Raw genomic sequence first — 23,043 nt, forward strand, 5'->3', positions numbered from 1 at the left:
CGGTGATAGCGGTTGTTGACGGCATGGCGTCCACCTCCTGAAAAGAGAAGCTTGGACGCGAACGTTGGGCTGACGCCTCACGGGGTCGTCGCGATGCACCCCTTGTCATGATGGTGGATTTGTTGGGCGCGCTTGTCAAGGACGGTGACCGTTCTCGACCCACCCGGCCGGGATGCAACACGCTGACCGGAAAACCGACGGCGGCCTGATTTGATCAAGCCGCCATCCGTCGATTCAGATCAATGATTGTCTCTGGGGACACCGCTGGTGTGCGCGACATCCTGGTATTTCACCGCCGGCTTCAGCACCATCCCCTCCGAGAACTGCGCGACCATGCCGCGCTGGATCTCCTGCCAGGGCGTCTGGTGCTTGGGATAGTGGAAGCCGCCATTGTTCTGCAACTCGGCGCGGCGCCGGGTGATCTCGTCGTCGGTGACGAGGATGTCGGCCGTGCCCTTGCGCAAGTCGATGCGAACCCGGTCGCCCGTCTTGAGCAGCGCCAGTCCGCCGCCGATCGCGGCTTCCGGCGAGGCGTTGAGTATCGAGGGCGAACCCGACGTGCCCGACTGGCGGCCGTCACCGATGCAAGCGAGCGCGTGGATGCCCTTCTTGATGAGATAGGCCGGCGGCTGCATGTTGACGACCTCGGCACCGCCGGGATAGCCGACCGGGCCAGCGCCGCGCATGAACAGGATGGTGTGTTCGTCGATGCCTTGCGCCGGGTCGTCGATGCGGGCGTGGTAATCCTCCGGCCCGTCGAAAACCATGGCGTTACCTTCGAAAGCCTCGGGATCCTTGGGGTTGGAGAGATAGCGTTCGCGGAATTCCGGCGAGATGCCGCTGGTCTTCATGATCGCCGAATCGAACAGATTGCCCCGAAGATTGATGAAGCCGGCATTGGCCTTCAGCGGCTTGGCGACAGAGCGGATGACGTCGGGGTTTTCGTTGGCGACGCCCTCGCTGTTCTCACCGATCGACTTGCCGTTGACGGTGCGCGCGCCGGGATGCGGCAACAGCCCGCCCTTCATCAGTTCGGCAATGACCGCCGGCACGCCGCCGGCATGATGGTAGTCCTCGCCGAGGTATTCGCCCGTCGGCTGCAAATTGACCAGCAGCGGCACATTGAGGCCGACCGTCTGCCAGTCGTCATTGTCGAGCTTGACTCCAAGGTGGCGGGCGATGGCGTTGAGATGGATAGGCGCGTTGGTCGAGCCGCCAATGGCCGAGTTGACGACGATGGCGTTCTCGAAAGCCTCCCTCGTCATGATGTCGGACGGCTTCAGATCCGCATGCACCATCTCGACGATGCGTTTTCCGGTCTCATAGGAAATCTGGCCGCGCTCGCGGTAGGGCGCGGGAATGGCGGCCGAGCCCGGCAATTGCATCCCGAGCGCCTCGGCCAGCGAGTTCATCGTGGTGGCGGTGCCCATGGTGTTGCAATAGCCGGTGGACGGCGCCGACGAGGCGACGATGTCCATGAACTCGTCATAATCGATCTCGCCGGCCGAAAGCCGCTGGCGCGATTCCCAGACGATGGTGCCGGAGCCGGTGCGCTTGCCCTTGTGCCAGCCATTGAGCATCGGGCCGACCGACAGGGCGATCGCCGGGATGTTGACGGTGGCCGCCGCCATCAGCAGGGCCGGCGTCGTCTTGTCGCAACCGATGGTCAGCACGACGCCATCGAGCGGATAGCCGTAGAGCACCTCGACAAGGCTGAGATAGGCAAGGTTGCGGTCAAGTGCCGCGGTCGGGCGCTTGCCGGTCTCCTGGATCGGATGGCAAGGAAACTCGAAAGGAATGCCGCCCATCGAGACGATGCCTTCGCGCACACGCTTGGCGAGTTCGATATGGTGACGGTTGCAAGGCGACAGATCCGAGCCGGTCTGGGCGATGCCGATCAGCGGCTTGCCGGACATCAGTTCGGCGCGCGTCAGACCGTAATTGAGATAGCGCTCGAGATAGAGCGCCGTCATGCCCGGGTTGTCGGGATTGTCGAACCACTCCTGCGAGCGAAATTTTTTCTTATGGGTGGGGGCGCCTGCCATCATGGTCTCCGTATTTGTAAGACAAATCGATATGGCAACGCGCGGGAGCAGGCAAGAGGGCGTGCGGTCGCAACCGGACTTTGGTGCGATAGACACGCACCGAGCCGTGCGTTACGGGTTCGGGCAGTCTTGTCCGGGAGGTTTTCATGGCTTTGGTGATCGAAGGCGAGGAGCGCATTGCCGCACCGCTGCAAAAAGTGTGGGAAGCGCTGAACGATCCCGAGGTCTTGAAGGCGACCATTCCCGGCTGCCAGAGCCTGGAGATGAAGTCGCCGACCGAGATGGCGGCAACCGTGGTGGTGAAGATCGGACCGATCAAGGCGACGTTCAACGGCGAAGTGACGCTGAAGAACCTGAAGCCGCCGCACTCCTACACCATCCAGGGCGAAGGCAAGGGCGGCATTGCAGGCTTCGCCAAGGGGGGCGCCGACGTGACGCTGACGGCGGATGGACCCGACGCCACGATATTGAACTACGCGGCCAAGGCCGATGTCGGGGGCAAGATCGCACAGCTTGGCAGCCGTCTGATCGAATCGACCTCGAAGAAACTGGCTGGACAGTTTTTTTCCAGCTTTGGCGAGAAGGTCGGCGCGGCCTAGGCTGCAGCACGGCGGCGCCTGCTATTCAAACACAATACTCGGCACGGCAGCAGCAGCCGCACCACGCTCTTCGTTGACCCGGTCCCAGACCTTCGAGGCGATGTCGCGGTAGATTTTCGCTTCGGGGCCATCGGGCTTGGAGACGACAACCGGCGTGCCGGCATCCGAGCTTTCGCGAATGCCCATTTCGAGCGGCACCTCACCGAGGAAGGTGACGCCGAGGCGCTCGGCCTCGCGGCGGGCGCCGCCATGGCCAAAGATGTCGTAGCGCTTGCCGGTGTCCGGGGCGATGAAATAGCTCATGTTCTCGACGATGCCGAGCAACGGGACGTCGACCTTCTTGAACATGTTGAGGCCTTTTCGCGCGTCGATCAGGGCCAGATCCTGTGGCGTCGAGACGATGACAGCACCAGCCAGCGGCACCTGCTGGGCCATGGTCAACTGCGCGTCGCCAGTGCCGGGCGGCATGTCGACGACGAGCACGTCGAGACGGCCCCATTCGACCTCGCGCAGCATCTGCGTCAGCGCCGACATCACCATCGGGCCGCGCCAGATCATCGGCGTTTCCTCGTCGACGAGGAAACCCATCGACATTACCTTCAGGCCGTAATTCTCCATCGGTTTCAGGATCTTGCCGTCGACGGTCTGCGGCCGGCCGTGGATGTTGAGCAGCCTGGGCATGGACGGTCCGTAGATGTCGGCATCCAGCACGCCGACGCGCAGGCCGTTGGCGGCGAGGCCGAGCGCGATGTTGACGGCGGTGGTCGACTTGCCGACGCCGCCCTTGCCGGAAGCAACGGCAATGATCGCCTCGATACCGGGCACGCCACGTTTGCCCGAACTGTGCGAGGCGGGCGCGTGCGGAGCCGCACGCGGCGCGGCGGCAGCGGGCGCAGCCGGCGGAACGGGCCTGGGTGCGGGGCGCGACGGAACCGGCGCCTCCATGCCGCCGCCCTTCTTCTCGGCCGTCAGCGCGACGACCGCGCCGGCGACCCCGGGGATTGCCTTGACGACGCGCTCGGCGGCGGCGCGCAGCGGCTCCATTTCCTGGGCACGAGCGGCGGGAACGGTAATCGAGAAGAAGACCTTCCCGTCGGCGATGAAAATCTCCGAAACCATGCCGAGGTCGACGATGTTGCCGGTGAAATCCGGCCCGTTGACCGTCTTCAGACGCTCGGTGACGATTTCCTTGGTGACGGACATGGCAGTTTTTCCTTACGCAGCTTGCGCCTGAGATGCAGCTTGCACCTGAGATAATGCAGTTTCCGGACAGAACCAAGCCGTGGAGCAATGGCTGCCTTGGCGTGCCTGGAAAAGCGGCGGGTCCTGTCGGATTTCATCCGCGCCAAACGTCTTCCAGATAATCGAGCGCCGATGCGGCCAACAATCAGGTCGAGCGACAGTCGTCAAACGATCGCGGCGACCTATTTCGGTGACCAGCACGGGGTCGACAACCAGGAAAGGAGACCATCATGCTCGCAAACAGCAATGCAACGGCCAATCTCGCGGTGAAGGATCTCGCGAAAGCCAAGGCTTTCTATGAGGGAACGCTTGGCTTGAAACAGGTGCACGACGAGGGGGGCGAACTGATCGTCTACAAAAGTGGCGATACCACCATCAACGTCTATCACTCCCAATTTGCCGGAACCAACAAGGCGACAGCGGTGACATGGATGGTTGGCGACGAGATCGGCAGCATCGTCAAGGAACTGAAGACGAAGGGCGTCACCTTCGAGCACTATGAGATGCCGGGCTTGACGCTGGAGGGCGATCTCCACGTCGGTTACGGAATGAAGGTCGCCTGGTTCAAGGACCCGGACGGCAACATCCTGAACCTTGTGGACAGGTAGATTTCTTTACGTCACCTCGCCAGGCCAACCGCCAGGTAGGTGAGCGCCGAAATCAAAGCGGTGGCCGGCAAGGTGACGATCCAGGCAATGACGATGTTGCCGGCAATGCCCCAGCGCACGGCCGAGACGCGGCGGGCGGCGCCGACGCCGATGATGGCGCCAGTGATGGTGTGCGTGGTCGATACGGGAATGCCGAGCCAGGTCGCGGCAAAAAGGGTGATCGCCCCGCCGGTCTCGGCGCAAAAACCCTGCATCGGGTTCAGCCGGGTGATCTTCGAGCCCATGGTGTGGACGATGCGCCAGCCACCGAACAGGGTGCCTAGCGCCAGCGCCGCCTGACAGGTGAGGACAACCCAGAGCGGTACATGGAAAGTCGCGCCAAGCATGCCTTGCGAATAGAGCAGCACGGCAATAATGCCCATGGTCTTCTGCGCGTCATTGCCACCGTGCCCGAGCGAATAGAGCGAGGCGGAAAAGAACTGCATGACGCGGAACGTGCTGTCGACCGCAAACGGCGTCTGGCGCACGAAGAGCCACGAGACGACAAGAATCAGGACGAGCGCCAGGATAAAGCCGGTCGCCGGCGACAGGACGATTGCCGCAACCGTCTTGCCAAGCCCTGTCCAGACGATGGCGCCCACGCCTGCCTTGGCCACACCGGCGCCGACCAGGCCGCCGATCAGCGCATGTGAGCTGCTCGAAGGGATGCCGGCGATCCAGGTGACGATGTTCCAGACGATGGCGCCGACGAGGGCTGCAAAGATCACCGCCGGGGTGACGATGCTGACGTCGATGATACCTTTACCTATGGTCTCGGCAACGTGGAGGCCGAAGAACATGAAGGCGATGAAGTTGAAGAAAGCCGCCCACAATACCGCGTATTGCGGCCTTAGCACGCGGGTGGAGACGATGGTGGCAATGGAGTTGGCGGCATCGTGCAGGCCGTTGAGAAAGTCGAAGAACAGCGCGACGCCGACGAGGCCGACCAGCACGGGAAAGGCAATGGTGGCTTCCATCACCTAGACATTCTCAATGACGATGCCGCTGATCTCGTTGGCGACGTCCTCGAAGCGGTCGACCACTTTTTCCAGTTGGCCATAAATCTCGCTGCCGATCATGTACGCCATCGGATCGCTGCTGCCGTGCTTCCTGAAGAGATCCTTCAGCCCTTGCTCGTGCAGGTCGTCGGCCCGGCTTTCGACGCGCATCACCTCTTCGGCGATGGCGTTGAGGCGCACCGTGTGCGTCGCGACCTTGTTGAGCAGCGGGATCGCCTCGGCCACCAGCTTGGCGGCGGCGACGATGACGCCACCCATTTCCTGCATCAGCGGATCGAATTCCTTGCGCTCGAACAGCTTCACCGTCTTGACCGTCTTGTGCATCATGTCGATGGCATCATCCATCGACTGGATCAGGTCCTTGATGTCGCCGCGATCGAAAGGCGTGATGAAGGAGCGCCGCACCGCCAGCAGGACTTCCGCGGTGATGTGGTCGGCCTCATCTTCGAGATCGACGATTTTCTGGCACCAGAGGTCGATATCCCTGCCCTGGAGAAGCTGCTCCAGCGCCTCGGCGCCGCCGACCACGGTGCGCGAATGTCGTTCGAACAGGTCGAAGAAGCGATCTTCGCGCGGCAAAAGCTTGCGGAACCAGCCCAGCATGGTCGATCTCCCAGTTTCATCCACATAGCGCCGCATCGCGCCGCGGGAAACAGGTAGCCGGCTTAAAGGTGTGGATGCAGGGCAATTGTGCATCGCGCTTGCGGTGAGGCGCGATTTCCCCGACCTTGCAGCGAACCACCGGAAAGATCGCATGATCGACAAGCTGGAATTCTTCATCGCGCTCGCCAGGGAGGAGCATTTCGGCCGAGCGGCGGAGGTATGCGGCGTCACCCAGCCGACGCTCTCGGCCGGCATCAAGCAGTTGGAGGGCCAGCTTGGCGTTATGCTGGTCCTGCGCGGCTCACGCTTCCAGGGGCTGACGCCGGAGGGAAAACAGGTGCTGGTGTGGGCACGCCGCATCGTCGGCGACACCAGGACCATGCGCGAGGAAATGCGCGCGGCGCGCCACGGACTTTCGGGCCGTATCCGCATCGCCGCCATTCCGACGGCGCTCGCCATGCTGCCGCGGCTGACGACGCCGTTTCGCGAAAAGCATCCAGGCGTCACCTTTTCGGTGCTGTCGCGGACCTCGATCGAGGTGCTGTCGCTGCTCGGCAATTTCGACATCGATGCCGGCATCACCTATCTCGACAACGAGCCGCTGGGGCGGGTGACCAGCGTGCCGCTCTATGACGAGCGCTACCAACTGATCACCGCGATGGGAAATCCCTATTCCGACCGCGACAAAGTGACATGGGCAGAGCTCTCAAGCCTGCCGCTGTGCCTGTTGACGCCAGACATGCAGAACCGCCGCATCATCGATCAGCATCTGGCCGAAGCCGGCGTGCAGGTGCGACCGACGCTGGAATCCAATTCGATGATCGTGCTGTTTTCGCACATCCGCACCGGCAAATGGTCGTCGATCATGCCGCTCAACCTTGCGGAAACATTCGGCTTTTCCGAGCCGATCCGGGCCATTCCGATTGTCGAGCCGGATGCCAGCCACACGGTCGGCCTGGTGGCGACACCGCGCGAACCGCACACACCTTTGGTCTCGGCGCTGCTGGACGAGGCAATGGCGCTGGCGGACGATTTCCACGCCAACCGTTCCGCTAGACAGAGTTAGCCGAACGGAGCGATAGAAAATTTCTATCGTGCAACGAAACCGCTTTATTGATTTCAGAGGTTTTCTCTGGTTTCTTAAGCACTTAGCGATAAAGCGGCACGCGCATGTCGTTGTTCCAAAACAGCTTGATGCTTCTGGCCGATATGTATGGGTCGCTACGATAGGGAGGGCGCTGCATGACAATGCAGCCTGCAAGTACCGAGATCACGTCGCGCACGGCCGCGATCATCCAGGAGATGAAGGGCCTCGAAGGCCCGTTGCTGCCGATCCTCCACGGCATCCAGGAAGAGTTCGGCCATGTGCCCAAGGATGCGCTGCCGGTCATCGCCGAGGCGCTGAACATTTCCAGGGCCGAGGTGCACGGCGTCGTCAGCTTTTATCATGATTACCGCAGCCACCCGGCAGGCCGGCATGTGCTGAAGCTCTGCCAGGCGGAATCCTGCCAGTCGATGGGTTCGGACGCCATCGCCGCCAAGCTGAAGCAATTGCTGGGCATCGGCTTCCATGAGACGACCCGCGACGGTTCGGTGACGCTGGAGCCGGTCTATTGTCTGGGCCTTTGCGCTTGTTCGCCCGCCGCAATGCTGGATGGCGAGGTGATCGGGCGACTCAATGACGAGAAGCTCGACGAGATCGTTGCAGAGGTGCGCTCATGATCCCGCGTATCTACATTCCCGGCGATTCCGGCGCACTGGCGCTGGGCGCCGAAAAGGTCGCCAAGGCGATCGCCGGCGAGCTCGCCGAGCGCGGCATCGAAGCCAAGATCGTGCGCAACGGGTCGCGCGGCGCCTATTTCCTCGAACCAATGGTCGAAGTTGCGACAGCGAACGGCCGCGTCGCCTATGGGCCGGTAAAGCCGTCCGACGTCAAAAGCCTGTTCGACGGCGGCTTCCTCACCGGCGGCCATCACAAGCGCTGGCTGGGCTCACCGGACAAGATCCCCTTCTTCGCCAAGCAGACGCGGCTGACCTTCGCGCGCTGCGGCGTCACGGATCCGCTTTCGCTCGAATCCTACAAGAAGCATGGCGGGTTGAACGGACTGACGAACGCGCTGGCGCTGACGCCTGCCGACATCGTCGCCCAGGTTACCGAATCGGGCCTGCGCGGGCGCGGCGGCGCCGGCTTCCCGACCGGCATCAAGTGGAAAACGGTGCTCGATACCGCAGGCGACCGCAAATACATCGTCTGCAACGCCGACGAAGGCGATTCAGGCACCTTCGCCGACCGCATGATCATGGAGGGCGATCCGTTTGTGCTGATCGAAGGCATGACGATCGCCGGTATAGCCACGGGCGCGACCAAGGGCTTTGTCTATGTCCGCTCGGAATATCCGCATGCGGTGGCGGTGATGAACAAGGCCGTCGAGGTCGCCCGCAAGGCCGGCGTTCTTGGCGCCAGCGTGCTGGGTTCACCTTACGCGTTCGACATGGAGATCCGGGTCGGCGCCGGAGCCTATGTCTGCGGGGAGGAGACGGCGCTGCTCGATTCGCTCGAGGGCAAGCGCGGCATGGTGCGCGCAAAGCCGCCGCTGCCGGCGCATAAGGGGCTTTTCGGCAAGCCGACGGTGATCAACAATGTCATCTCGCTGGCCTCGGTGCCTGTCATCATGGACAAGGGTGCGGCCTTCTACAAGGATTTCGGCATGGGCCGCTCGCGCGGCACGATCCCGATCCAGATCGCCGGCAACGTCAAATATGCCGGCCTGTTCGAAGCCGCTTTCGGCATGACGCTGGGCGAAATCATCGACGATATCGGCGGCGGTACGGCCACGGGACGTCCGGTCAAGGCGGTGCAGGTCGGCGGGCCGCTCGGCGCCTATTTCCCGCGCGCGCTGTTCGACACGCCGTTCGATTATGAAGCCTTCGCGGCCAAGGACGGGCTGATCGGCCACGCCGGCATCGTGGTGTTCGACGACACCGCCGACATGCTGAAACAGGCGCGCTTTGCCATGGAATTCTGCGCCATCGAAAGCTGCGGCAAATGCACGCCCTGCCGCATCGGCTCGACGCGCGGGGTCGAGACCATCGACAGAATAGTCGCAGGCATCGAGCCGGAGAAGAACCTCGCTCTGGTCACCGACCTCTGCAACACGATGAAGTTCGGTTCGCTCTGCGCGCTGGGCGGCTTCACGCCCTATCCCGTGATGAGCTCGATTACCCATTTCCCCGACGACTTCAAGCCCGCGCCCGTGCGCGTGGCTGCCGAATAGGAGCTGGCAGATGAACATCAAGGCCGACTTCCCTTCCCTCGTCGAAGAGATCGACTACGGAACCCCCCAATCGAAGGCGCAGAAGCAGGTCACGCTGAACGTCGACGGGCGCAGCATCACCGTGCCGGAAGGCACCTCGATCATGCGTGCCGCGATGGAAGGCGGGGTCGAGATCCCGAAGCTTTGCGCCACCGACATGCTGGACTCCTTCGGTTCGTGCCGTGTCTGCCTTGTCGAGATCGAAGGACGCGGCGGCACGCCGGCATCGTGCACGACGCCCGTCGGCGAAGGCATGATCGTGCGCACGCAGACCGAGCGGCTTGACGCCATTCGCCGCGGCGTCATGGAACTCTATGTCTCGGACCATCCGACCGGCTGGAACGAACAGGCCGGAACCGGCGCGAGCGAGTTCGATGCGGTGGCGAAGTCGATCGGCCTGACCGAGAACCGCTACGGCATCGAAGGCCGCAACCACGTCAAGCCGGAAGGTGGCGTGGCGCCCGGCCATGGCTCGCTGGCGGTCGACTACATCGCCCGCGATGAATCCAACCCCTATTTCACCTATGATGCCTCGCAATGCATCGTCTGCTCGCGCTGCGTGCGGGCCTGCGAAGAGGTGCAGGGCACCTTCGCGCTGACCATCGAGGGACGAGGCTTCGAATCCCGGGTTTCGGCGGGGATGCACGAGGCGTTCATCGATTCGGAATGCGTGTCCTGCGGCGCCTGCGTGCAGGCCTGTCCGACCGATGCGCTGCGCGAGAAGACGGTGCTTGCCAAGGGCCTGCCGGAGCGCTCCGCCGTCACCACCTGCGCTTATTGCGGCGTCGGCTGCTCGTTCAAGGCCGAGGTGAAGGGTGGCGAAGTCGTTCGCATGATGCCCTATAAGGAGGGGAAGGCGAACCACGGCCACTCCTGCGTCAAGGGCCGTTTCGCCTATGGCTATGCCACCCACAAGGACCGCATCCTGTCGCCGATGATCCGCGAAAAGGTCACCGACCCGTGGCGCGAGGTGAGCTGGGAAGAGGCGATCGCCCATACGGCCAAGGAATTCCGCCGTATCCAGTACCAGTATGGACGCACCTCGATCGGCGGCATCACCTCGTCGCGCTGCACCAACGAGGAAACCTACCTCGTCCAGAAGATGGTGCGGCAGGGTTTCCGCAACAACAATGTCGACACCTGCGCACGCGTCTGCCATTCGCCGACGGGCTACGGGCTCGGCCAGACCTATGGCACCTCGGCCGGCACGCAGGATTTCGATTCCGTCGACTTCACCGACGTCGCCGTCATCATCGGCGCCAATCCGGCTTCCGCTCACCCGGTGTTCGCCTCGCGGCTGAAGAAGCGGCTGCGCCAGGGCGCCAAGCTGATCGTGCTCGATCCGCGCCGCACCGAGATGGTCAAATCGGCCCATATCGAAGCGGATTATCACCTGCCGCTGAAGCCCGGCACCAATGTGGCCGTGCTGACGGCGCTGGCGCATGTCATCGTCACCGAGGGCCTGTTCGACGAAGCCTTCATCCGCGAACGCTGCGACTGGACGGAGTTCCAGGATTGGGCATCGTTCGTCGCGTTGCCGGAAAACAGCCCCGAAACCGTCGGCAAATTGTCCGGCGTCGATCCCGAACTGATCCGCGGTGCCGCCCGCCTCTACGCCACCGGCGGCAACGGTGCGATCTATTACGGCCTCGGCGTGACGGAACACAGCCAGGGCTCGACCACTGTGATGGCAATCGCCAATCTCGCCATGGCCACCGGCAATATCGGCCGGCCCGGCGTCGGCGTGAACCCACTGCGCGGCCAGAACAACGTGCAGGGCTCCTGCGACATGGGCTCCTTCCCGCACGAACTGCCGGGCTATCGCCACATCTCCGGCGAAGCCGTGCGCGATATCTATGAGACCTTGTGGGGCGTGAAGCTGGACGACGAACCCGGCCTGCGCATCCCCAACATGCTGGATGCCGCCGTCGACGGCAGCTTCAAGGGCATCTACATCCAGGGGGAGGACATTCTGCAGTCCGATCCCGACACCAAGCATGTCGCCGCCGGCCTTGCCGCGATGGAATGCGTCGTCGTGCATGACCTCTTCCTCAACGAGACGGCGAACTACGCGCATGTCTTCCTGCCGGGCTCGACCTTCCTGGAGAAGGACGGCACCTTCACCAACGCCGAGCGCCGCATCAACATGGTGCGCAAGGTTCTTGAGCCGAAGGCGCGCTACGCCGATTGGGAGGCGACGCAGGAGCTTGCCCGTGCGATCGGGCTGGACTGGAACTACCAGCACCCCTCCGAGATCATGGACGAGATCGCGATGACCACGCCGAGCTTCGCCGGCGTCTCCTTCGAGTTGCTCGACCGTGTCGGATCCGTGCAATGGCCCTGCAACGAGAAGGCGCCGCTCGGCACCCCGATCATGCATATTGACGGGTTCGTGCGCGGCAAGGGCAAGTTCATCCGGACCGAATATGTGGCGACGGACGAAAGGACGGGACCGCGCTTCCCGCTGCTGCTCACCACCGGCCGCATCCTGTCGCAGTACAATGTCGGCGCGCAGACCAGGCGCACCGACAACAGCATGTGGCACTCGGAGGACCGGCTTGAGATCCATCCGCACGATGCCGAGAACCGGGGCTTGCGCGACGGCGACTGGGTTCGGCTGACCAGCCGCTCGGGCGAGACGACGCTGCGCGCGCTGATCACCGACCGGGTGTCGCCCGGCGTGGTCTACACGACGTTCCATCATCCGGACACGCAGGCCAACGTCATCACCACCGACTTCTCCGACTGGGCGACCAATTGTCCGGAATACAAGGTGACGGCGGTGCAGGTCGGCGCCTCCAACGGACCGTCGGAATGGCAGCGCGACTATGACGAGCAAGCCAAGCAGAGCCGGCGCATCGCGTCTTTGCAGGCGGCGGAGTAGTCTTGAGCCCGCGCCGCAAAGCCACGACGCAGGTATCGCGGCTGGCGCACCGCGCGGTTGGAACGACGGCTGCCGACCGGATGGTGCCGGAGGAGACGCCGGTGGCGTTCTCCTTCGCCGGCACCACGCATGCGGTGATGATGGCAAGCCCGGCCGATTTCGAGGATTTCGCGCTTGGCTTCTCGCTGACCGAAGGCATTGTGGCTGCGCCGGAAGAGATCGAAGCGATCGAGGTCGAGGACCATGGCGCCGGCATCGACATTCAGATCCGCCTGAAGGACCGAGCCGACACACGTTTCGAAGCGCGGCGGCGAAGGCTCGCCGGCCCGGTCGGCTGCGGGCTTTGCGGCATCGAATCGATCGAGGAAGCAATGCGCTCGGTCGATGCGGTTGGTGCCTCAAGCCTTACGCTTGATGCCGACGACATCGCCCGTTCGGTCAAGCTTTTGTCCAAAGTGCAGCCGCTGCACACCGAGACCGGAGCGGTACACGCCGCCGGTTTCTATATGCCTGGCAAGGGCATCGTCATGGCGCGCGAAGATGTCGGCCGTCACAATGCGCTCGACAAGCTGGCCGGTGCGCTGGCCAAGGCCGGCATCGATGGCGCATCCGGTGCCGTCGTGGTGACATCCAGGGTGTCGGTCGAAATGGTGCAGAAGACGGCTTCTATCGGCTCGGCCTTCATCATCGCCGTCTCGGCGCCGACCGCCCTTGCCATCCGCACGGCGCAAGAGGCTGGCATGACGCTGGTGGCGCTGGTTCGCGGCGACGATTTTGATATTTTCACCCACCCCGACCGGGTGGTTTGCGGAGTTGCCAAGCATGTCGCATGACGAAGAACACATTATGAGCACCGCCGAGAAGCTGGTGCGCATGGCAAACCAGATCGCCGATTTCTTCCATTCCAAGCCGCGCGAGGAAGGCATTGCCGGCGTCGCCGAGCACATCAACAAGTTCTGGGAGCCGAGGATGCGGCGGCAGTTCTTCGAAATGCTGGACGACGGCACCGGGAACTTCAACGAGTTGGTGGTGGCCGCCTCCGCCAGGATCAGGCGGCCGATCACGCCGGCCGCGGCCGACCTCAAACTCGGACTCGAGCCCTCCCCTGCCGACGTCGCCGCCTCGCAGGAATAATCGCCAAGCCGCGCCGGCTTACATTCGCCATCGCTAAAGTTTAAGCTGCCGCATCCGCGCTGTTCTGCTATGGTTTGACGACCAGAAATCGTCAGGCCGGGGTGGAAATCTCGTGAGGCCGATCGAGACGCGATACGCCCGTAGCGGCGATATGAGGATCGCCTATCAGGTGGTCGGGCAGGGATCGCTCGATCTGGTCTTCGTGCCGGGCTTCATTTCCAACCTCGACCTGCACTGGGAAGACGAGGGCTATACCAGGCTCTTGAAGCGGCTTTCGGCATTCTCGCGGCTGATCCTGTTCGACAAGCGCGGCACGGGTCTGTCCGACCGCGTCGACGCGCATAACCTGCCCAGTCTCGAAACGCGGATGGACGATGTGCGCGCGGTTATGGACGCCGCCGGCAGCGGCCGTGCAGCCCTGCTCGGCTCCTCCGAAGGCGCGCCGATGGCGATGCTGTTCGCCGCCACCTATCCGGAGCGGACGCGGGCGCTGGCGCTCTATGGCGGCTATGCGCATTTCCACAAATGGGTGATGTCGCCCGAACGCCTCGACGCTTTCATCGAGATGGCGGAGACAGCCTGGGGCACCGGCGCCACTCTGCCCCATTTCGCGCCGAGCCGGGTCGACGACGCGCATTTCGCCCAGTGGTGGGCACGTTTCGAACGATTGTCGGCGAGCCCGACGGCGGCGGCGGCGCTGGCGCGCATGAACGCCGACGTCGACATCCGCCACATCCTGAACGTGATCAGCGCGCCGACGCTTGTGATTCATCGCCGCAACGATGCGCGGGTCGACCCCGATGCCAGCCGCTTCCTTGCACAGAAGATTCCCGGCGCCCGGCTGGTCGAGATTGACGGACGCGACCATCCGATCTGGACCGGCGATGTCGATGGGGTGGCCAACCTGATAGAGGAATTCCTGACCGGCGAGCGCGCCGTAGGCGAAGTGGACCGCGTGCTGGCGGCACTTCTGGTGACACGCATCTACGATACGGCGCGGCTCGGCGACCGCATGTGGAGCGAACGCAGCCAACGCTTCCAGGAAACCTGGCGGCTGCTGGTCGGACGCCATGGTGGGCGCTCTGTGGGCCTGCATGGCGAGTTGATGATTTCGCGCTTCGACGGCCCGGCACGCGCCATACGCTGCGCGGCAGCCCTGCGCGAGGCGGCGCAGGAAATCGGCGTGGCAAGCGCGCAAGGGGCGCATGTCGGCGAGATCGAAATGCGCGGTCCGCCCGTTGGGATGACGGCGCGGGTGGCGATGCAGTTGGCCGCCCATGCCGGCCGCGGCGACATTATCGCGTCGCGTCTGATCGCCGATCTGGCGGCTGGGTCGGGCCTGCATTTCACCGACGCCGGGCGCATCAGCGTCGACGAGTTGGAAGAGCCGCTGGCGCTGGTCCATGCGACGTCCGAACAGCATCTGGAACCCGCCTGCCGGCCCAAACCCAGGGTTGCCGAGCCGGCCGCATTGACGGCGCGCGAAAGCGAGGTGGTGAGCCTCGTCGCCGACGGCAAGAGCAATGCCGCGATCGCCGCCGAATTGAGGCTGAGCGAACACACGGTCAAGCGCCATGTCGCCAACATACTGCTCAAGCTGGACCTGCCGTCGCGGGCGGCGGCGGCGGCGTTTTCGGCCAGGCACCCTGGCCCGCACGGGCCATGAGAGCCATGGCGCTTTCGGGCGAAGCGGCCATGGGCGGGTCAGCGCTATCAATTCTCTCCATGCAGGCCAGGCGGATGTCGTCGGGAAAGGTGCTGCGAACGGAGGAGGAAATGCTGACGTCGAACCAAACACTCAAATCGCTTGCGATAGCGGCAGGGCGCCAGCGATGAGGAGATCAAGGAGGAGGCGGCGATGTCCGCGATCGTGCGCCGCTGGCCGACGATGCTCAACGGCAGCCAGGTCGATCTGACGACCTTCAAGGAGCAGGCCGACGACGTGTTCGCGGCCGTCAAGGCGAAGTCGCAGTAACAACCACTGCCTGGCGACAAGCGCCCGGCAGCACTTCGACCATCAACCGCCCGGAAGACGGGCCAATGGAGGATGACATGCTGACCAAGACCCAAACAGTGGATGGTGCGGCGATCAAGAAGGCCATCGAAACTCGTGACGGCAAGATGCTGTCGAGCTTTTATGCCGACGACGCGCTGGTGCGGGTGATCGACCGCAACAACCCGCCGAGCAAGCCGCGCGAGATCCGCGGACGCGCCGCGATCACCACATTCTGGGACGACATCTGCAGCCGCGCGATGACCCACAAGGTCGATACCACCATCGCCGACGGCGACAGTCTCGCCTTCACCCAAGCCTGCGCCTATCCGGACGGCACGAAGGTGTTCTGCGCGGCGATGCTGGAGCTGAAGGACGGGCGGATCGCAAGTCAGACCGTCGTGCAGGCCTGGGACGAGTAGACCAACAGCCGGTGGATCAACCGCGGCCTGGGCCGCAAACCTGGAGGAGAAGACGATGTTCAGCGCCAGATGGCAGATCGACGCCAAGTTCGGACATAAGCAGACCGTGCTCGACCTGTTGAAGAAATGGGAACGCGAGATCGGCTCGCAGGTCGGCATCGACGAGCTGGAATTCCAGATCATGACCGGTTCGATCGGCGCGCGGGAGGCGACGGTCGAGTCCCATCACCAGGTCGAAAGCCTGGCCCAGCTGGAGGCGTTCTTCGCCAAGATCGGCAAGATCGACGCGCATGCCAAATGGGGCAAGGAGATCGAGCCCTATGTCGTGTCGGGCACCAGCCTGTGGAATATTTACCGCATTGTGGAGTAGTGATTCTTCTCCTCGTTTCACGGGGAGAAGATGCCGGCAGGCAGATGAGGGGCGGAGCCGGCTTTGCCAGGGACGTGCTGCCCCTCATCCGGCCCTTCGGGCCACCTTCTCCCCGTAAAACGGGGAGAAGGGAAGGCGCTAGCTGTGAGCCACCATCACATGGCGCACGGCGGTGTAGTCTTCCAGCGCATAGAGCGACATGTCCTTGCCGTAGCCGGATTGCTTCAATCCGCCATGCGGCATCTCGTTGGTCAGCATGAAATGGGTGTTGATCCAGGTGCAGCCATATTGCAGGCGGGCGGCCGTCGCCATGGCGCGCGAGACATCCTTGGTCCATACCGATGACGCCAGGCCGTAGTCGCTGTCATTGGCCCAGTTCACCGCCTCGTCGACTTCCGAAAAACGAGTAACCGAGACGACCGGGCCGAACACTTCGCGGCGGACAATCTCATCTTCCTGCAGCGCGCCGGCGACGACGGTCGGCTGGTAGTAGAAGCCAGAACCCTCGCCCGGCTTGCCGCCGGTGGTGATCTCGATGTGCTTCAGTTCCGAGGCGCGCTCGACGAAACTCGACACGCGGTCGCGCTGGCGGCGGGAGATGAGCGGGCCGATCTCGTTTTCAGTGTCGTCGGGACGGTTGTACTTGATGGTCGAGATGGCCGAGGAGAGATCGGCGACGAGTTTGTCGTAGATCTTCTTGCCGGCGTAGATGCGGCAGGCGGCGGTGCAGTCCTGGCCGGCATTGTAATAGCCGAAGGCACGCAGACCGCTGACCACGGCGCCAAGATCGGCGTCGTCGAAGACGATGACCGGTGCCTTGCCGCCGAGCTCGAGATGCGTGCGCTTGACCGACTTGGCGGCCGCCTGCAGCACTTTCTTGCCGGTGGCGACGTCGCCGGTGATCGAGATCATGTTGACCTTGGGATGATTGATCAGCGTGTTGCCGACGCTGTCGCCGCGGCCGAGCACGACATTGACCACGCCCACCGGCAGAATATCGGCGAGGATCTTCGCCAGCTTCAGCGCCGTCAGCGGTGTCTGCTCGGATGGTTTGAAGACGACGGTATTCCCGCCGGCGATCGCCGGCGCCAGCTTCCAGGCCATCATCATCAGCGGGTAGTTCCACGGCGCGATGGAGGCGACGATGCCGATCGGATCGCGCCGGACCATGGAAGTGTGGCCGGGCAGATATTCGCCGGCGACGACGCCGGGCATCGAGCGAACGGCGCCGGCGAAGAAGCGGTAGCAATCGACGATCGCCGGGATTTCGTCATTGAGCACAGCGTTGATCGGCTTGCCGCAGTTGAGCGCCTCGAGCGTGGCGAACTCCTTCGCGTCGGCTTCGATGCGGTCGGCGATCTTCAGCAAATAGCCGGAGCGCTGCGCCGGCGTGGTGCGCGACCACAAGACGAACGCCTGTTCGGCGGCGGTGACCGCCGCCTCGATCTGCGCCTGGCTGGCCTCGGGCAGGCTGAGGATGGTCGCCCCGGTCTTTGGATTGAGGATCGGCTCCTCGGTCTCGGTGCCCTTCTCGAATTTCGAGCCGATCAGCATCTGGGTGTCCATTGGATTCTCCCTTAACAGGAGCGAGTAGCGAGTAGCTGAAAGCGAGTAGGGTTTGACCGTCGATCTTCCCTATTCCCTATTCGCCACTCCCTATTCGCTGTTTTTCATTTCCCGCTTCCAGCGATCTGGTCGCCATCGCGGGTAAGGTAATAGGCCGCAAGGATCGGCAGCAGCGTCACCAGCATGACGACCATGGCGACGACATTGGTGACCGGGCGCTGGCGCGGACGGATCAGTTCTTCCAGCATCCAGATCGGCAGCGTCTGCTGCTGGCCGGCTGTGAAGGTGGTGACGATGACCTCGTCGAAGGACAGCGCGAAGGCCAGCATGCCGCCGGCAAGCAGTGCCGTGGCGATGTTGGGCAGCACGACATGGCGAAAAGTCTGAAAACCGTCGGCTCCGAGATCCATCGACGCCTCGATCATCGATCCGGAGGTGCGGCGAAAGCGGGCGACGGCATTGTTGTAAACGACGACGACGCAGAAGGTGGCGTGGCCGAGCACGATCGTCCAGAACGAGAACGGAATGTCGGCGAGCGAAAAGGCCGAGCGCAGCGCGATGCCGGTGATGATGCCGGGCAGCGCGATCGGCAGGATGACCAGCAGCGAGATGGTTTCGCGGCCGAAAAATTTTGTCCGCGACACCGCCGCCGAACAGAGCGTCCCGAGGACCAAAGCAATCGCAGTCGAGATGGAGGCAACCCTGACCGATAGCGACAGCGCCTGCCAGACATCGGGCCGGTTCCAGGTCACGGCGAACCATTGCGTCGTCAGCCCGGGCGGCGGCCAGACGAAACTCTTCTCCTCGGTGGTGAAGGCATAGACGAAGATCAGCAGAATCGGCAGATGCAGGAACAGCAGGCCGCAGGCGGCGGCTATCTTCAGGCCGAGCGGAGCCGACTGGGAACCATCAGAGCGCATCGAAGGCCCCCATGCGCTTGGCGCCCCAGAGGTAGAAGCCCATGATGACGACCGGCACCACGGTGAAGGCGGCGGCGAGCGGGATGTTGCCGGCCGTGCCTTGCTGCGAATAGACCGCCTGGCCGATGAACAGCCGCGAGGTGCCGATGATCTGCGGGATGATATAGTCGCCGAGCGTCAGCGAGAAGGTGAAGATCGAACCGGCGACAATGCCCGGCAGGGCCAGCGGGAACAGCACGTTGCGGAAGGTCTGTCCCGGCGAAGCCCCCAAATCGGACGAGGCCTCGACCAGATTGCCCGGCACGCGCTCAAGCGCCGCCTGCACCGGCAGGATCATGAACGGCAGCCAGACATAGACGAAGACGATGAAGGTGCCGGTGAACGACACCGACAGCGAATTGCCGCCGACAATCGGCAGCGACAGCCATGCGTCGAGCACCCACAACAAATGCAGCTTGGCGAGCAGCCAGGTGAGGATGCCCTCCTTGGCCAGGATCAGCTTCCAGGCGTAGATCTTGACCAGATAGCTCGACCATAGCGGCAGCATGATGCCGAGATAGAACAAGGCCTTCCAGCGGCCGCGCGCATAGCGCGCCGCGTAATAGGCGATGGGGAAAGCGATGACGGCCGAGGCCAGCGTGACCAAGGCCGCCATCGTCACCGTGCGCAGGATGATGTCGAGATTGGCGGCCTGGAACAGGTCGCCATAGGTCTTGAGCGTGAACTCACGGTTGATAAGGCCGGAAAACTCGTCGATGGAGAAAAAGCTCTGCGCCAGGAGCGCAAACAGCGAGCCAATATAGACGATACCCAGCCACAGAACCGGAGGCAGCAGCATGAGCAGCAGCAGGACCTTCGGCTTGCGCCAGAAAAGGTCCGATAGCGCGCCGCGCAAGCCGCCGCTGCCGGGCAGGATGGCGGGCGCCGTTGCACGCATCATGGCGGCGTCGAGGCTCATGCCGGCTCGTCCATCAGATGCAGGTGCTCGCGGTTGAAGGTGAGCACCACCGCCTCGCCTGCCCCAGGCAAGGCCGTGCCGGCGGGCACGATGGCGTGCAGCCGCAGCCCGTCGGCGTCGAGCGCCAGCTTCGTCGTGGCGCCGAGATAGTTGGTCGAGACGAGGCGGGCGGATACGCCTTCGCCACTTGTGCCCGCGCTGGCCGCGCGGCCGACACGAATGGATTCAGGGCGCAGGCTGCCCCAGCGATGCTGGCCGGAATAGCGCTGGACGAAATCCGGCGGCAGCACGTTGGAGGAGCCGACGAAATCGGCGACGAAGCGCGTCTTCGGTTGCTGGTAGATATCTTCCGGCGTGCCGACCTGCATGATCTTGCCATCGTTGAAGACGGCGACGCGGTCGGCCATCGACAGCGCTTCGCCCTGGTCGTGAGTGACGAAGACAAAGGTGATGCCGAGCGCCTTCTGCAGCGACTTCAACTCCTCCTGCATGTTCTCGCGCAATTTGAGGTCGAGCGCGCCGAGCGGCTCGTCGAGCAACAGCACCTTTGGCTGGTTGACCAGCGCACGGGCGAGTGCCACGCGCTGGCGCTGGCCGCCGGAAAGCTGGCCGGGGCGGCGGGCGCCATAGCCGGGCAGCCGCACCAGTGACAGCGCTTCTTCCGCCGCCTTGTGCCGCTGAGCCTTGCCGACACCCTTGACCATCAGCCCGTAGGCGACGTTGTCGAGCACGTTCAGATGCGGGAACAGCGCATAGTCCTGGAACACGGTGTTGACGTTGCGGCGATAGGGCGGAACGCCCTCGGCGCGTTCGCCGAAGATCGAGATCGAGCCCGATGTCGGCTGCTCGAAGCCGGCGATGAGGCGCAGGCAGGTGGTCTTGCCGGAACCTGACGGGCCGAGCATTGCGAAGAATTCGCCCGGCACGATGTCGAGATCGACCGCGTCGACGGCGCGCACGCTGCCGAAATGGCGCGAGGCTTTCTGGAAGGAGACGGCGGAGGTCATGGGCTGTCCTGATCTGTCAGGCAAATCAATTCGGGCTGCGATGCAGCGTTCTTCTAGCTCGGGCGTTTGCGCTGCCCCTCATCCGCCTGCCGGCACCTTCTCCCCGTATAGTGACGGGGAGAAGGGAAGCACTCCAAGGCCGGTGACCCCCCTCTCCCCGTTTCTTCACGGGGAGAGGGTAAGGTGAGGGGCGGCGCTGCACTCTCAGGCGAAGCGCGGAATCACCTTCCGCCGATGACGCCGATATAGTCCGACACCCAGCGGTAGTACGGCACGCATTGGTCGTTCTGGGTGGCGCATTTCGACACCGGGGTCTTCCAGAACTTGATCTTGTCGAAGTTCTCGTAGCCGTTGGTCTTGCAGCCCTCGTCGGTCAAAAGCTCATTGCCCTTGCAGGCGGCGGGCACCACGGGCAGCGAACCGAACCAGGCCGAGACGTCGCCCTGCACCTTGGGCGACAGCGAATGTTCCATCCACATATAGGCGCAGTTGGGGTTGGCCGAATCGGCTTCCATCATCGTGGTGTCGGCCCAACCGGTCGCGCCCTCCTCCGGAATGGTGGACGCTATCGGCTTCTTGGCGGCGACCAGCGTGTTGACCTGGAAAGGCCACGAGCCGGAAGCGACGACGCCCTCGTTCTGGAAATCGTCGACCTGGATGGCGGCGTCATGCCAGTAGCGGCCGACCAGCGTGCGCTGGACGCGCAGCAGGTCGAGTGCCGCCTTGTACTGGTCCTCGTTCAATTCGTAGGGATCCTTGATGCCGAGTTCCGGCTTGTGGAACATCAGATAGTTGGCGGCGTCCGCGACGTGGATCGGCCCGTCATAGGCCTGGACGCGGCCCTTGTTGGACTTGCCGTCCGGCAGCTTCATTTCCTCGAAGACGACATTCCAGCTCTTGGGAGCTTCCTTGAACACGTCGGTGTTGTACATCAGGACGTTCGGACCCCACTGGTAGGGAACGCCGTAATGGGCGCCGCCAACGGTGAACCACGGCGCGTCCTTGAGGCGCTCGTCGACGATCTTCCAGCTCGGGATGAGATCGGTGTTGATCGGCTGCACACGCTTGCCGGCAACGAGACGCAGCGAGGCATCGCCCGAAGCGGTGACGAGGTCGAAACCGCCCTCATTCATCAGCGAGACCATCTCGTCGGAGGTGTTGGCGGTCTTGACGTTGACCTTGCAGCCGGTCTCCTTCTCGAAGGAGGTCACCCAGTCATAGCCCTTGTCGGTTTCGCCGCGCTCGATGTAGCCCGGCCAGGCAACGATGTTGACCTGGCCCTCGCCCTTGCCAAGTTCCTTGACCTGGGCGACGGATTGACCGGAGAAGGTCAGCGCGACCGTCAGAGCAGTGCATGACTTCAGGAATGAATTCATTGTCGATCTCCCATTTAGGCGCCTGGCCCCGAAGGCCGGTTTCGGTCTTCGCTAGGGGTCACGCGCGGACTGAAAACTGTCAGTTCGTCCGTTGGGCTTGATGCCGCTCTGATGGCGGCTTTGGTCCCTGAACCGAAAGTGCTTTGAAAATTCCGGTTTCGCAAATTCATTTATCAGAAGGGCGATATCGGTTTTTCCGATAGTGGGCAGCCGATCTCTCAGGGACGCTGGCGGACCGTGCGCTGCGACTGGGCAAGGCCGATGAAATCGCGCGCGGCCTGCGGCAGACCGGAGCCGCGCCGCCAGACCATGCCGACCTGGACCACCGGCAAGGAGCCGGAAATATCGCGCGATTCGATGCGGTCGCCTTCCAGCGACCAGGGCCGGTAGACGAGGTCGGGCAGCAGCGCCACGCCGGCGCCGGTGGCGACCAGACTGCGCACGGCCTCCACGGAACGGGTGCGGAAGGCGACATGCGGCTTGGCGCCGATTGCCGTCAGCAGCTTGCCGGTATTCTCCTCGATCTCGTCGACCGTCAGCATGATCAGCGTTTCGGAGGCAATGTCGCCAATGCTGATGATGTCGGCGCCGACGAGCGGATGACCGAGCGGCAGCCACAGCCGATAGGCCGAGACTTCGAGGATTTCCGACTGCAACGCGGTGCGGTCGCGCAAATTGGAGGTGACCATGACGGCAATGTCGAGCTTGCCGCCAATCAGGAGGTGTTCGAGATAATCGCCATTGTCCTCGATGGCAGAGACCTCGACGCCGGGATAGGCGCGGCGGTAGCGGGCGAGCAGATCCGACAGCACATAACCGGCAACCAGGGAGGTGACGCCGAGCTGCAGCCGGCCGGCCGCCACCGCCTGCTCGCCGGAGAAAGAGCGGCGCGCGTCGGAAACGTCCGCGAGGATCTTCGTCGCGTGGCGCAGGAACTGGTGGCC

The 23,043-nt window shown here is 63.5% G+C and carries 21 protein-coding genes; 11 read left to right on the plus strand and 10 right to left on the minus strand.

Annotated elements, in window-relative coordinates:
• Positions 1-239: 239 nt before the first annotated feature.
• Positions 240-2,045, minus strand: coding sequence for an IlvD/Edd family dehydratase (locus tag EOD15_RS07405; RefSeq protein ID WP_127317739.1), 1,806 nt, complete (start codon positions 2,043-2,045; stop codon positions 240-242).
• 146 nt (positions 2,046-2,191) lie between these two features.
• Between EOD15_RS07405 and EOD15_RS07410 the strand changes: the two genes are divergently transcribed.
• On the plus strand, positions 2,192-2,644 hold the full coding sequence (locus EOD15_RS07410; protein WP_013528005.1) for a carbon monoxide dehydrogenase subunit G: 453 nt from the start codon (positions 2,192-2,194) through the stop codon (positions 2,642-2,644).
• Positions 2,645-2,665: 21 nt separating this feature from the next.
• Here the strand turns inward: EOD15_RS07410 and EOD15_RS07415 are convergent, their stop codons facing one another.
• Positions 2,666-3,847, minus strand: coding sequence for an Mrp/NBP35 family ATP-binding protein (locus tag EOD15_RS07415; protein ID WP_127317737.1), 1,182 nt, complete (start codon positions 3,845-3,847; stop codon positions 2,666-2,668).
• A 269-nt stretch (positions 3,848-4,116) separates the two neighbouring features.
• On the opposite strand from EOD15_RS07415, the gene EOD15_RS07420 reads away from it, so the two are divergent.
• Positions 4,117-4,494: a VOC family protein gene (locus tag EOD15_RS07420; protein WP_127317735.1), complete on the plus strand. Its 378-nt coding sequence runs from the start codon at positions 4,117-4,119 to the stop codon at positions 4,492-4,494.
• A gap of 11 nt (positions 4,495-4,505) precedes the next feature.
• Here the strand turns inward: EOD15_RS07420 and EOD15_RS07425 are convergent, their stop codons facing one another.
• Both EOD15_RS07425 and EOD15_RS07430 read right to left on the minus strand, forming a co-directional pair.
• Complete coding sequence (locus EOD15_RS07425) at positions 4,506-5,510, minus strand: inorganic phosphate transporter (RefSeq protein WP_127317733.1); 1,005 nt, start codon at positions 5,508-5,510, stop codon at positions 4,506-4,508.
• A 3-nt stretch (positions 5,511-5,513) separates the two neighbouring features.
• Positions 5,514-6,155 (minus strand): DUF47 domain-containing protein, encoded by a 642-nt coding sequence (locus EOD15_RS07430; RefSeq protein WP_127267007.1) that lies wholly within the window; start codon positions 6,153-6,155, stop codon positions 5,514-5,516.
• 151 nt (positions 6,156-6,306) lie between these two features.
• On the opposite strand from EOD15_RS07430, the gene EOD15_RS07435 reads away from it, so the two are divergent.
• The 9 genes from EOD15_RS07435 (at position 6,307) to EOD15_RS07480 (ending at position 16,272) form a co-directional block, all read left to right on the plus strand.
• The gene (locus EOD15_RS07435) at positions 6,307-7,221 is read left to right on the plus strand and encodes a LysR family transcriptional regulator (protein WP_127267008.1); all 915 of its coding nucleotides are present in this window, start codon (positions 6,307-6,309) and stop codon (positions 7,219-7,221) included.
• A gap of 176 nt (positions 7,222-7,397) precedes the next feature.
• Complete coding sequence (locus tag EOD15_RS07440) at positions 7,398-7,877, plus strand: formate dehydrogenase subunit gamma (protein WP_127317731.1); 480 nt, start codon at positions 7,398-7,400, stop codon at positions 7,875-7,877.
• Positions 7,874-9,430, plus strand: a complete 1,557-nt coding sequence (locus tag EOD15_RS07445) for an NADH-quinone oxidoreductase subunit NuoF (RefSeq protein ID WP_127330693.1) — start codon at positions 7,874-7,876, stop codon at positions 9,428-9,430. The genes EOD15_RS07440 and EOD15_RS07445 overlap by 4 nt, the downstream gene beginning before the upstream one ends.
• Positions 9,431-9,440: 10 nt before the next feature.
• On the plus strand, positions 9,441-12,353 hold the full coding sequence (gene fdhF, locus EOD15_RS07450) for a formate dehydrogenase subunit alpha (RefSeq protein WP_127320613.1): 2,913 nt from the start codon (positions 9,441-9,443) through the stop codon (positions 12,351-12,353).
• A gap of 2 nt (positions 12,354-12,355) precedes the next feature.
• Positions 12,356-13,186: a formate dehydrogenase accessory sulfurtransferase FdhD gene (gene fdhD / locus EOD15_RS07455; RefSeq protein WP_127320612.1), complete on the plus strand. Its 831-nt coding sequence runs from the start codon at positions 12,356-12,358 to the stop codon at positions 13,184-13,186.
• Positions 13,176-13,487, plus strand: coding sequence for a formate dehydrogenase subunit delta (locus EOD15_RS07460; RefSeq protein ID WP_023811684.1), 312 nt, complete (start codon positions 13,176-13,178; stop codon positions 13,485-13,487). Before fdhD ends, EOD15_RS07460 begins: the two co-directional genes overlap by 11 nt.
• Before the next feature lie 112 nt (positions 13,488-13,599).
• The gene (locus EOD15_RS07465; RefSeq protein ID WP_127320610.1) at positions 13,600-15,153 is read left to right on the plus strand and encodes an alpha/beta fold hydrolase; all 1,554 of its coding nucleotides are present in this window, start codon (positions 13,600-13,602) and stop codon (positions 15,151-15,153) included.
• Positions 15,154-15,539: 386 nt separating this feature from the next.
• Positions 15,540-15,902 (plus strand): nuclear transport factor 2 family protein, encoded by a 363-nt coding sequence (locus EOD15_RS07475; protein WP_127320608.1) that lies wholly within the window; start codon positions 15,540-15,542, stop codon positions 15,900-15,902.
• 55 nt (positions 15,903-15,957) lie between these two features.
• Positions 15,958-16,272: a hypothetical protein gene (locus EOD15_RS07480; protein ID WP_127267881.1), complete on the plus strand. Its 315-nt coding sequence runs from the start codon at positions 15,958-15,960 to the stop codon at positions 16,270-16,272.
• Positions 16,273-16,410: 138 nt separating this feature from the next.
• Here the strand turns inward: EOD15_RS07480 and EOD15_RS07485 are convergent, their stop codons facing one another.
• The 6 genes from EOD15_RS07485 to EOD15_RS07515 all read right to left on the minus strand — a co-directional run.
• Positions 16,411-17,838 (minus strand): gamma-aminobutyraldehyde dehydrogenase, encoded by a 1,428-nt coding sequence (locus EOD15_RS07485; protein ID WP_127408399.1) that lies wholly within the window; start codon positions 17,836-17,838, stop codon positions 16,411-16,413.
• A 104-nt stretch (positions 17,839-17,942) separates the two neighbouring features.
• A complete protein-coding gene (locus EOD15_RS07490; protein WP_127320604.1) occupies positions 17,943-18,758 on the minus strand; it encodes an ABC transporter permease in 816 nt (271 codons plus the stop codon).
• A complete protein-coding gene (locus tag EOD15_RS07495; RefSeq protein ID WP_206523047.1) occupies positions 18,748-19,698 on the minus strand; it encodes an ABC transporter permease in 951 nt (316 codons plus the stop codon). The genes EOD15_RS07490 and EOD15_RS07495 overlap by 11 nt, the downstream gene beginning before the upstream one ends.
• Before the next feature lie 14 nt (positions 19,699-19,712).
• Positions 19,713-20,723 carry an ABC transporter ATP-binding protein gene (locus EOD15_RS07500; protein ID WP_127408400.1) on the minus strand — a complete coding sequence of 337 codons (1,011 nt, stop codon included), beginning with the start codon at positions 20,721-20,723 and terminating at the stop codon, positions 19,713-19,715.
• Between the two features lie 221 nt (positions 20,724-20,944).
• On the minus strand, positions 20,945-22,099 hold the full coding sequence (locus EOD15_RS07510; RefSeq protein ID WP_127322520.1) for an ABC transporter substrate-binding protein: 1,155 nt from the start codon (positions 22,097-22,099) through the stop codon (positions 20,945-20,947).
• Positions 22,100-22,317: 218 nt separating this feature from the next.
• Positions 22,318-23,043 (minus strand): LysR substrate-binding domain-containing protein (locus tag EOD15_RS07515; protein ID WP_127408401.1); only part of this gene is annotated, 726 nt, incomplete at its 5' end.

This window comes from Mesorhizobium sp. M7A.T.Ca.US.000.02.2.1 (genome assembly GCF_003996995.1).
Taxonomy (GTDB): Bacteria; Pseudomonadota; Alphaproteobacteria; order Rhizobiales; family Rhizobiaceae; genus Mesorhizobium.

Excerpts from the sequence above, each read along its gene's own strand:
- EOD15_RS07475 (WP_127320608.1), top strand. The coding sequence starts at position 15,540 with ATGCTGACCAAGACCCAAACAGTGGATGGTGCGGCGATCAAGAAGGCC.
- EOD15_RS07445 (WP_127330693.1), top strand. The coding sequence starts at position 7,874 with ATGATCCCGCGTATCTACATTCCCGGCGATTCCGGCGCACTGGCGCTG.
- EOD15_RS07425 (WP_127317733.1), bottom strand. The coding sequence starts at position 5,510 with ATGGAAGCCACCATTGCCTTTCCCGTGCTGGTCGGCCTCGTCGGCGTC.
- EOD15_RS07490 (WP_127320604.1), bottom strand. The coding sequence starts at position 18,758 with ATGCGCTCTGATGGTTCCCAGTCGGCTCCGCTCGGCCTGAAGATAGCC.
- EOD15_RS07415 (WP_127317737.1), bottom strand. The coding sequence starts at position 3,847 with ATGTCCGTCACCAAGGAAATCGTCACCGAGCGTCTGAAGACGGTCAAC.
- EOD15_RS07480 (WP_127267881.1), top strand. The coding sequence starts at position 15,958 with ATGTTCAGCGCCAGATGGCAGATCGACGCCAAGTTCGGACATAAGCAG.
- EOD15_RS07495 (WP_206523047.1), bottom strand. The coding sequence starts at position 19,698 with ATGATGCGTGCAACGGCGCCCGCCATCCTGCCCGGCAGCGGCGGCTTG.
- EOD15_RS07420 (WP_127317735.1), top strand. The coding sequence starts at position 4,117 with ATGCTCGCAAACAGCAATGCAACGGCCAATCTCGCGGTGAAGGATCTC.
- EOD15_RS07405 (WP_127317739.1), bottom strand. The coding sequence starts at position 2,045 with ATGGCAGGCGCCCCCACCCATAAGAAAAAATTTCGCTCGCAGGAGTGG.
- EOD15_RS07485 (WP_127408399.1), bottom strand. The coding sequence starts at position 17,838 with ATGGACACCCAGATGCTGATCGGCTCGAAATTCGAGAAGGGCACCGAG.
- fdhF (WP_127320613.1), top strand. The coding sequence starts at position 9,441 with ATGAACATCAAGGCCGACTTCCCTTCCCTCGTCGAAGAGATCGACTAC.
- EOD15_RS07460 (WP_023811684.1), top strand. The coding sequence starts at position 13,176 with ATGTCGCATGACGAAGAACACATTATGAGCACCGCCGAGAAGCTGGTG.
- EOD15_RS07500 (WP_127408400.1), bottom strand. The coding sequence starts at position 20,723 with ATGACCTCCGCCGTCTCCTTCCAGAAAGCCTCGCGCCATTTCGGCAGC.
- EOD15_RS07440 (WP_127317731.1), top strand. The coding sequence starts at position 7,398 with ATGACAATGCAGCCTGCAAGTACCGAGATCACGTCGCGCACGGCCGCG.
- EOD15_RS07410 (WP_013528005.1), top strand. The coding sequence starts at position 2,192 with ATGGCTTTGGTGATCGAAGGCGAGGAGCGCATTGCCGCACCGCTGCAA.
- EOD15_RS07435 (WP_127267008.1), top strand. The coding sequence starts at position 6,307 with ATGATCGACAAGCTGGAATTCTTCATCGCGCTCGCCAGGGAGGAGCAT.
- EOD15_RS07510 (WP_127322520.1), bottom strand. The coding sequence starts at position 22,099 with ATGAATTCATTCCTGAAGTCATGCACTGCTCTGACGGTCGCGCTGACC.
- EOD15_RS07430 (WP_127267007.1), bottom strand. The coding sequence starts at position 6,155 with ATGCTGGGCTGGTTCCGCAAGCTTTTGCCGCGCGAAGATCGCTTCTTC.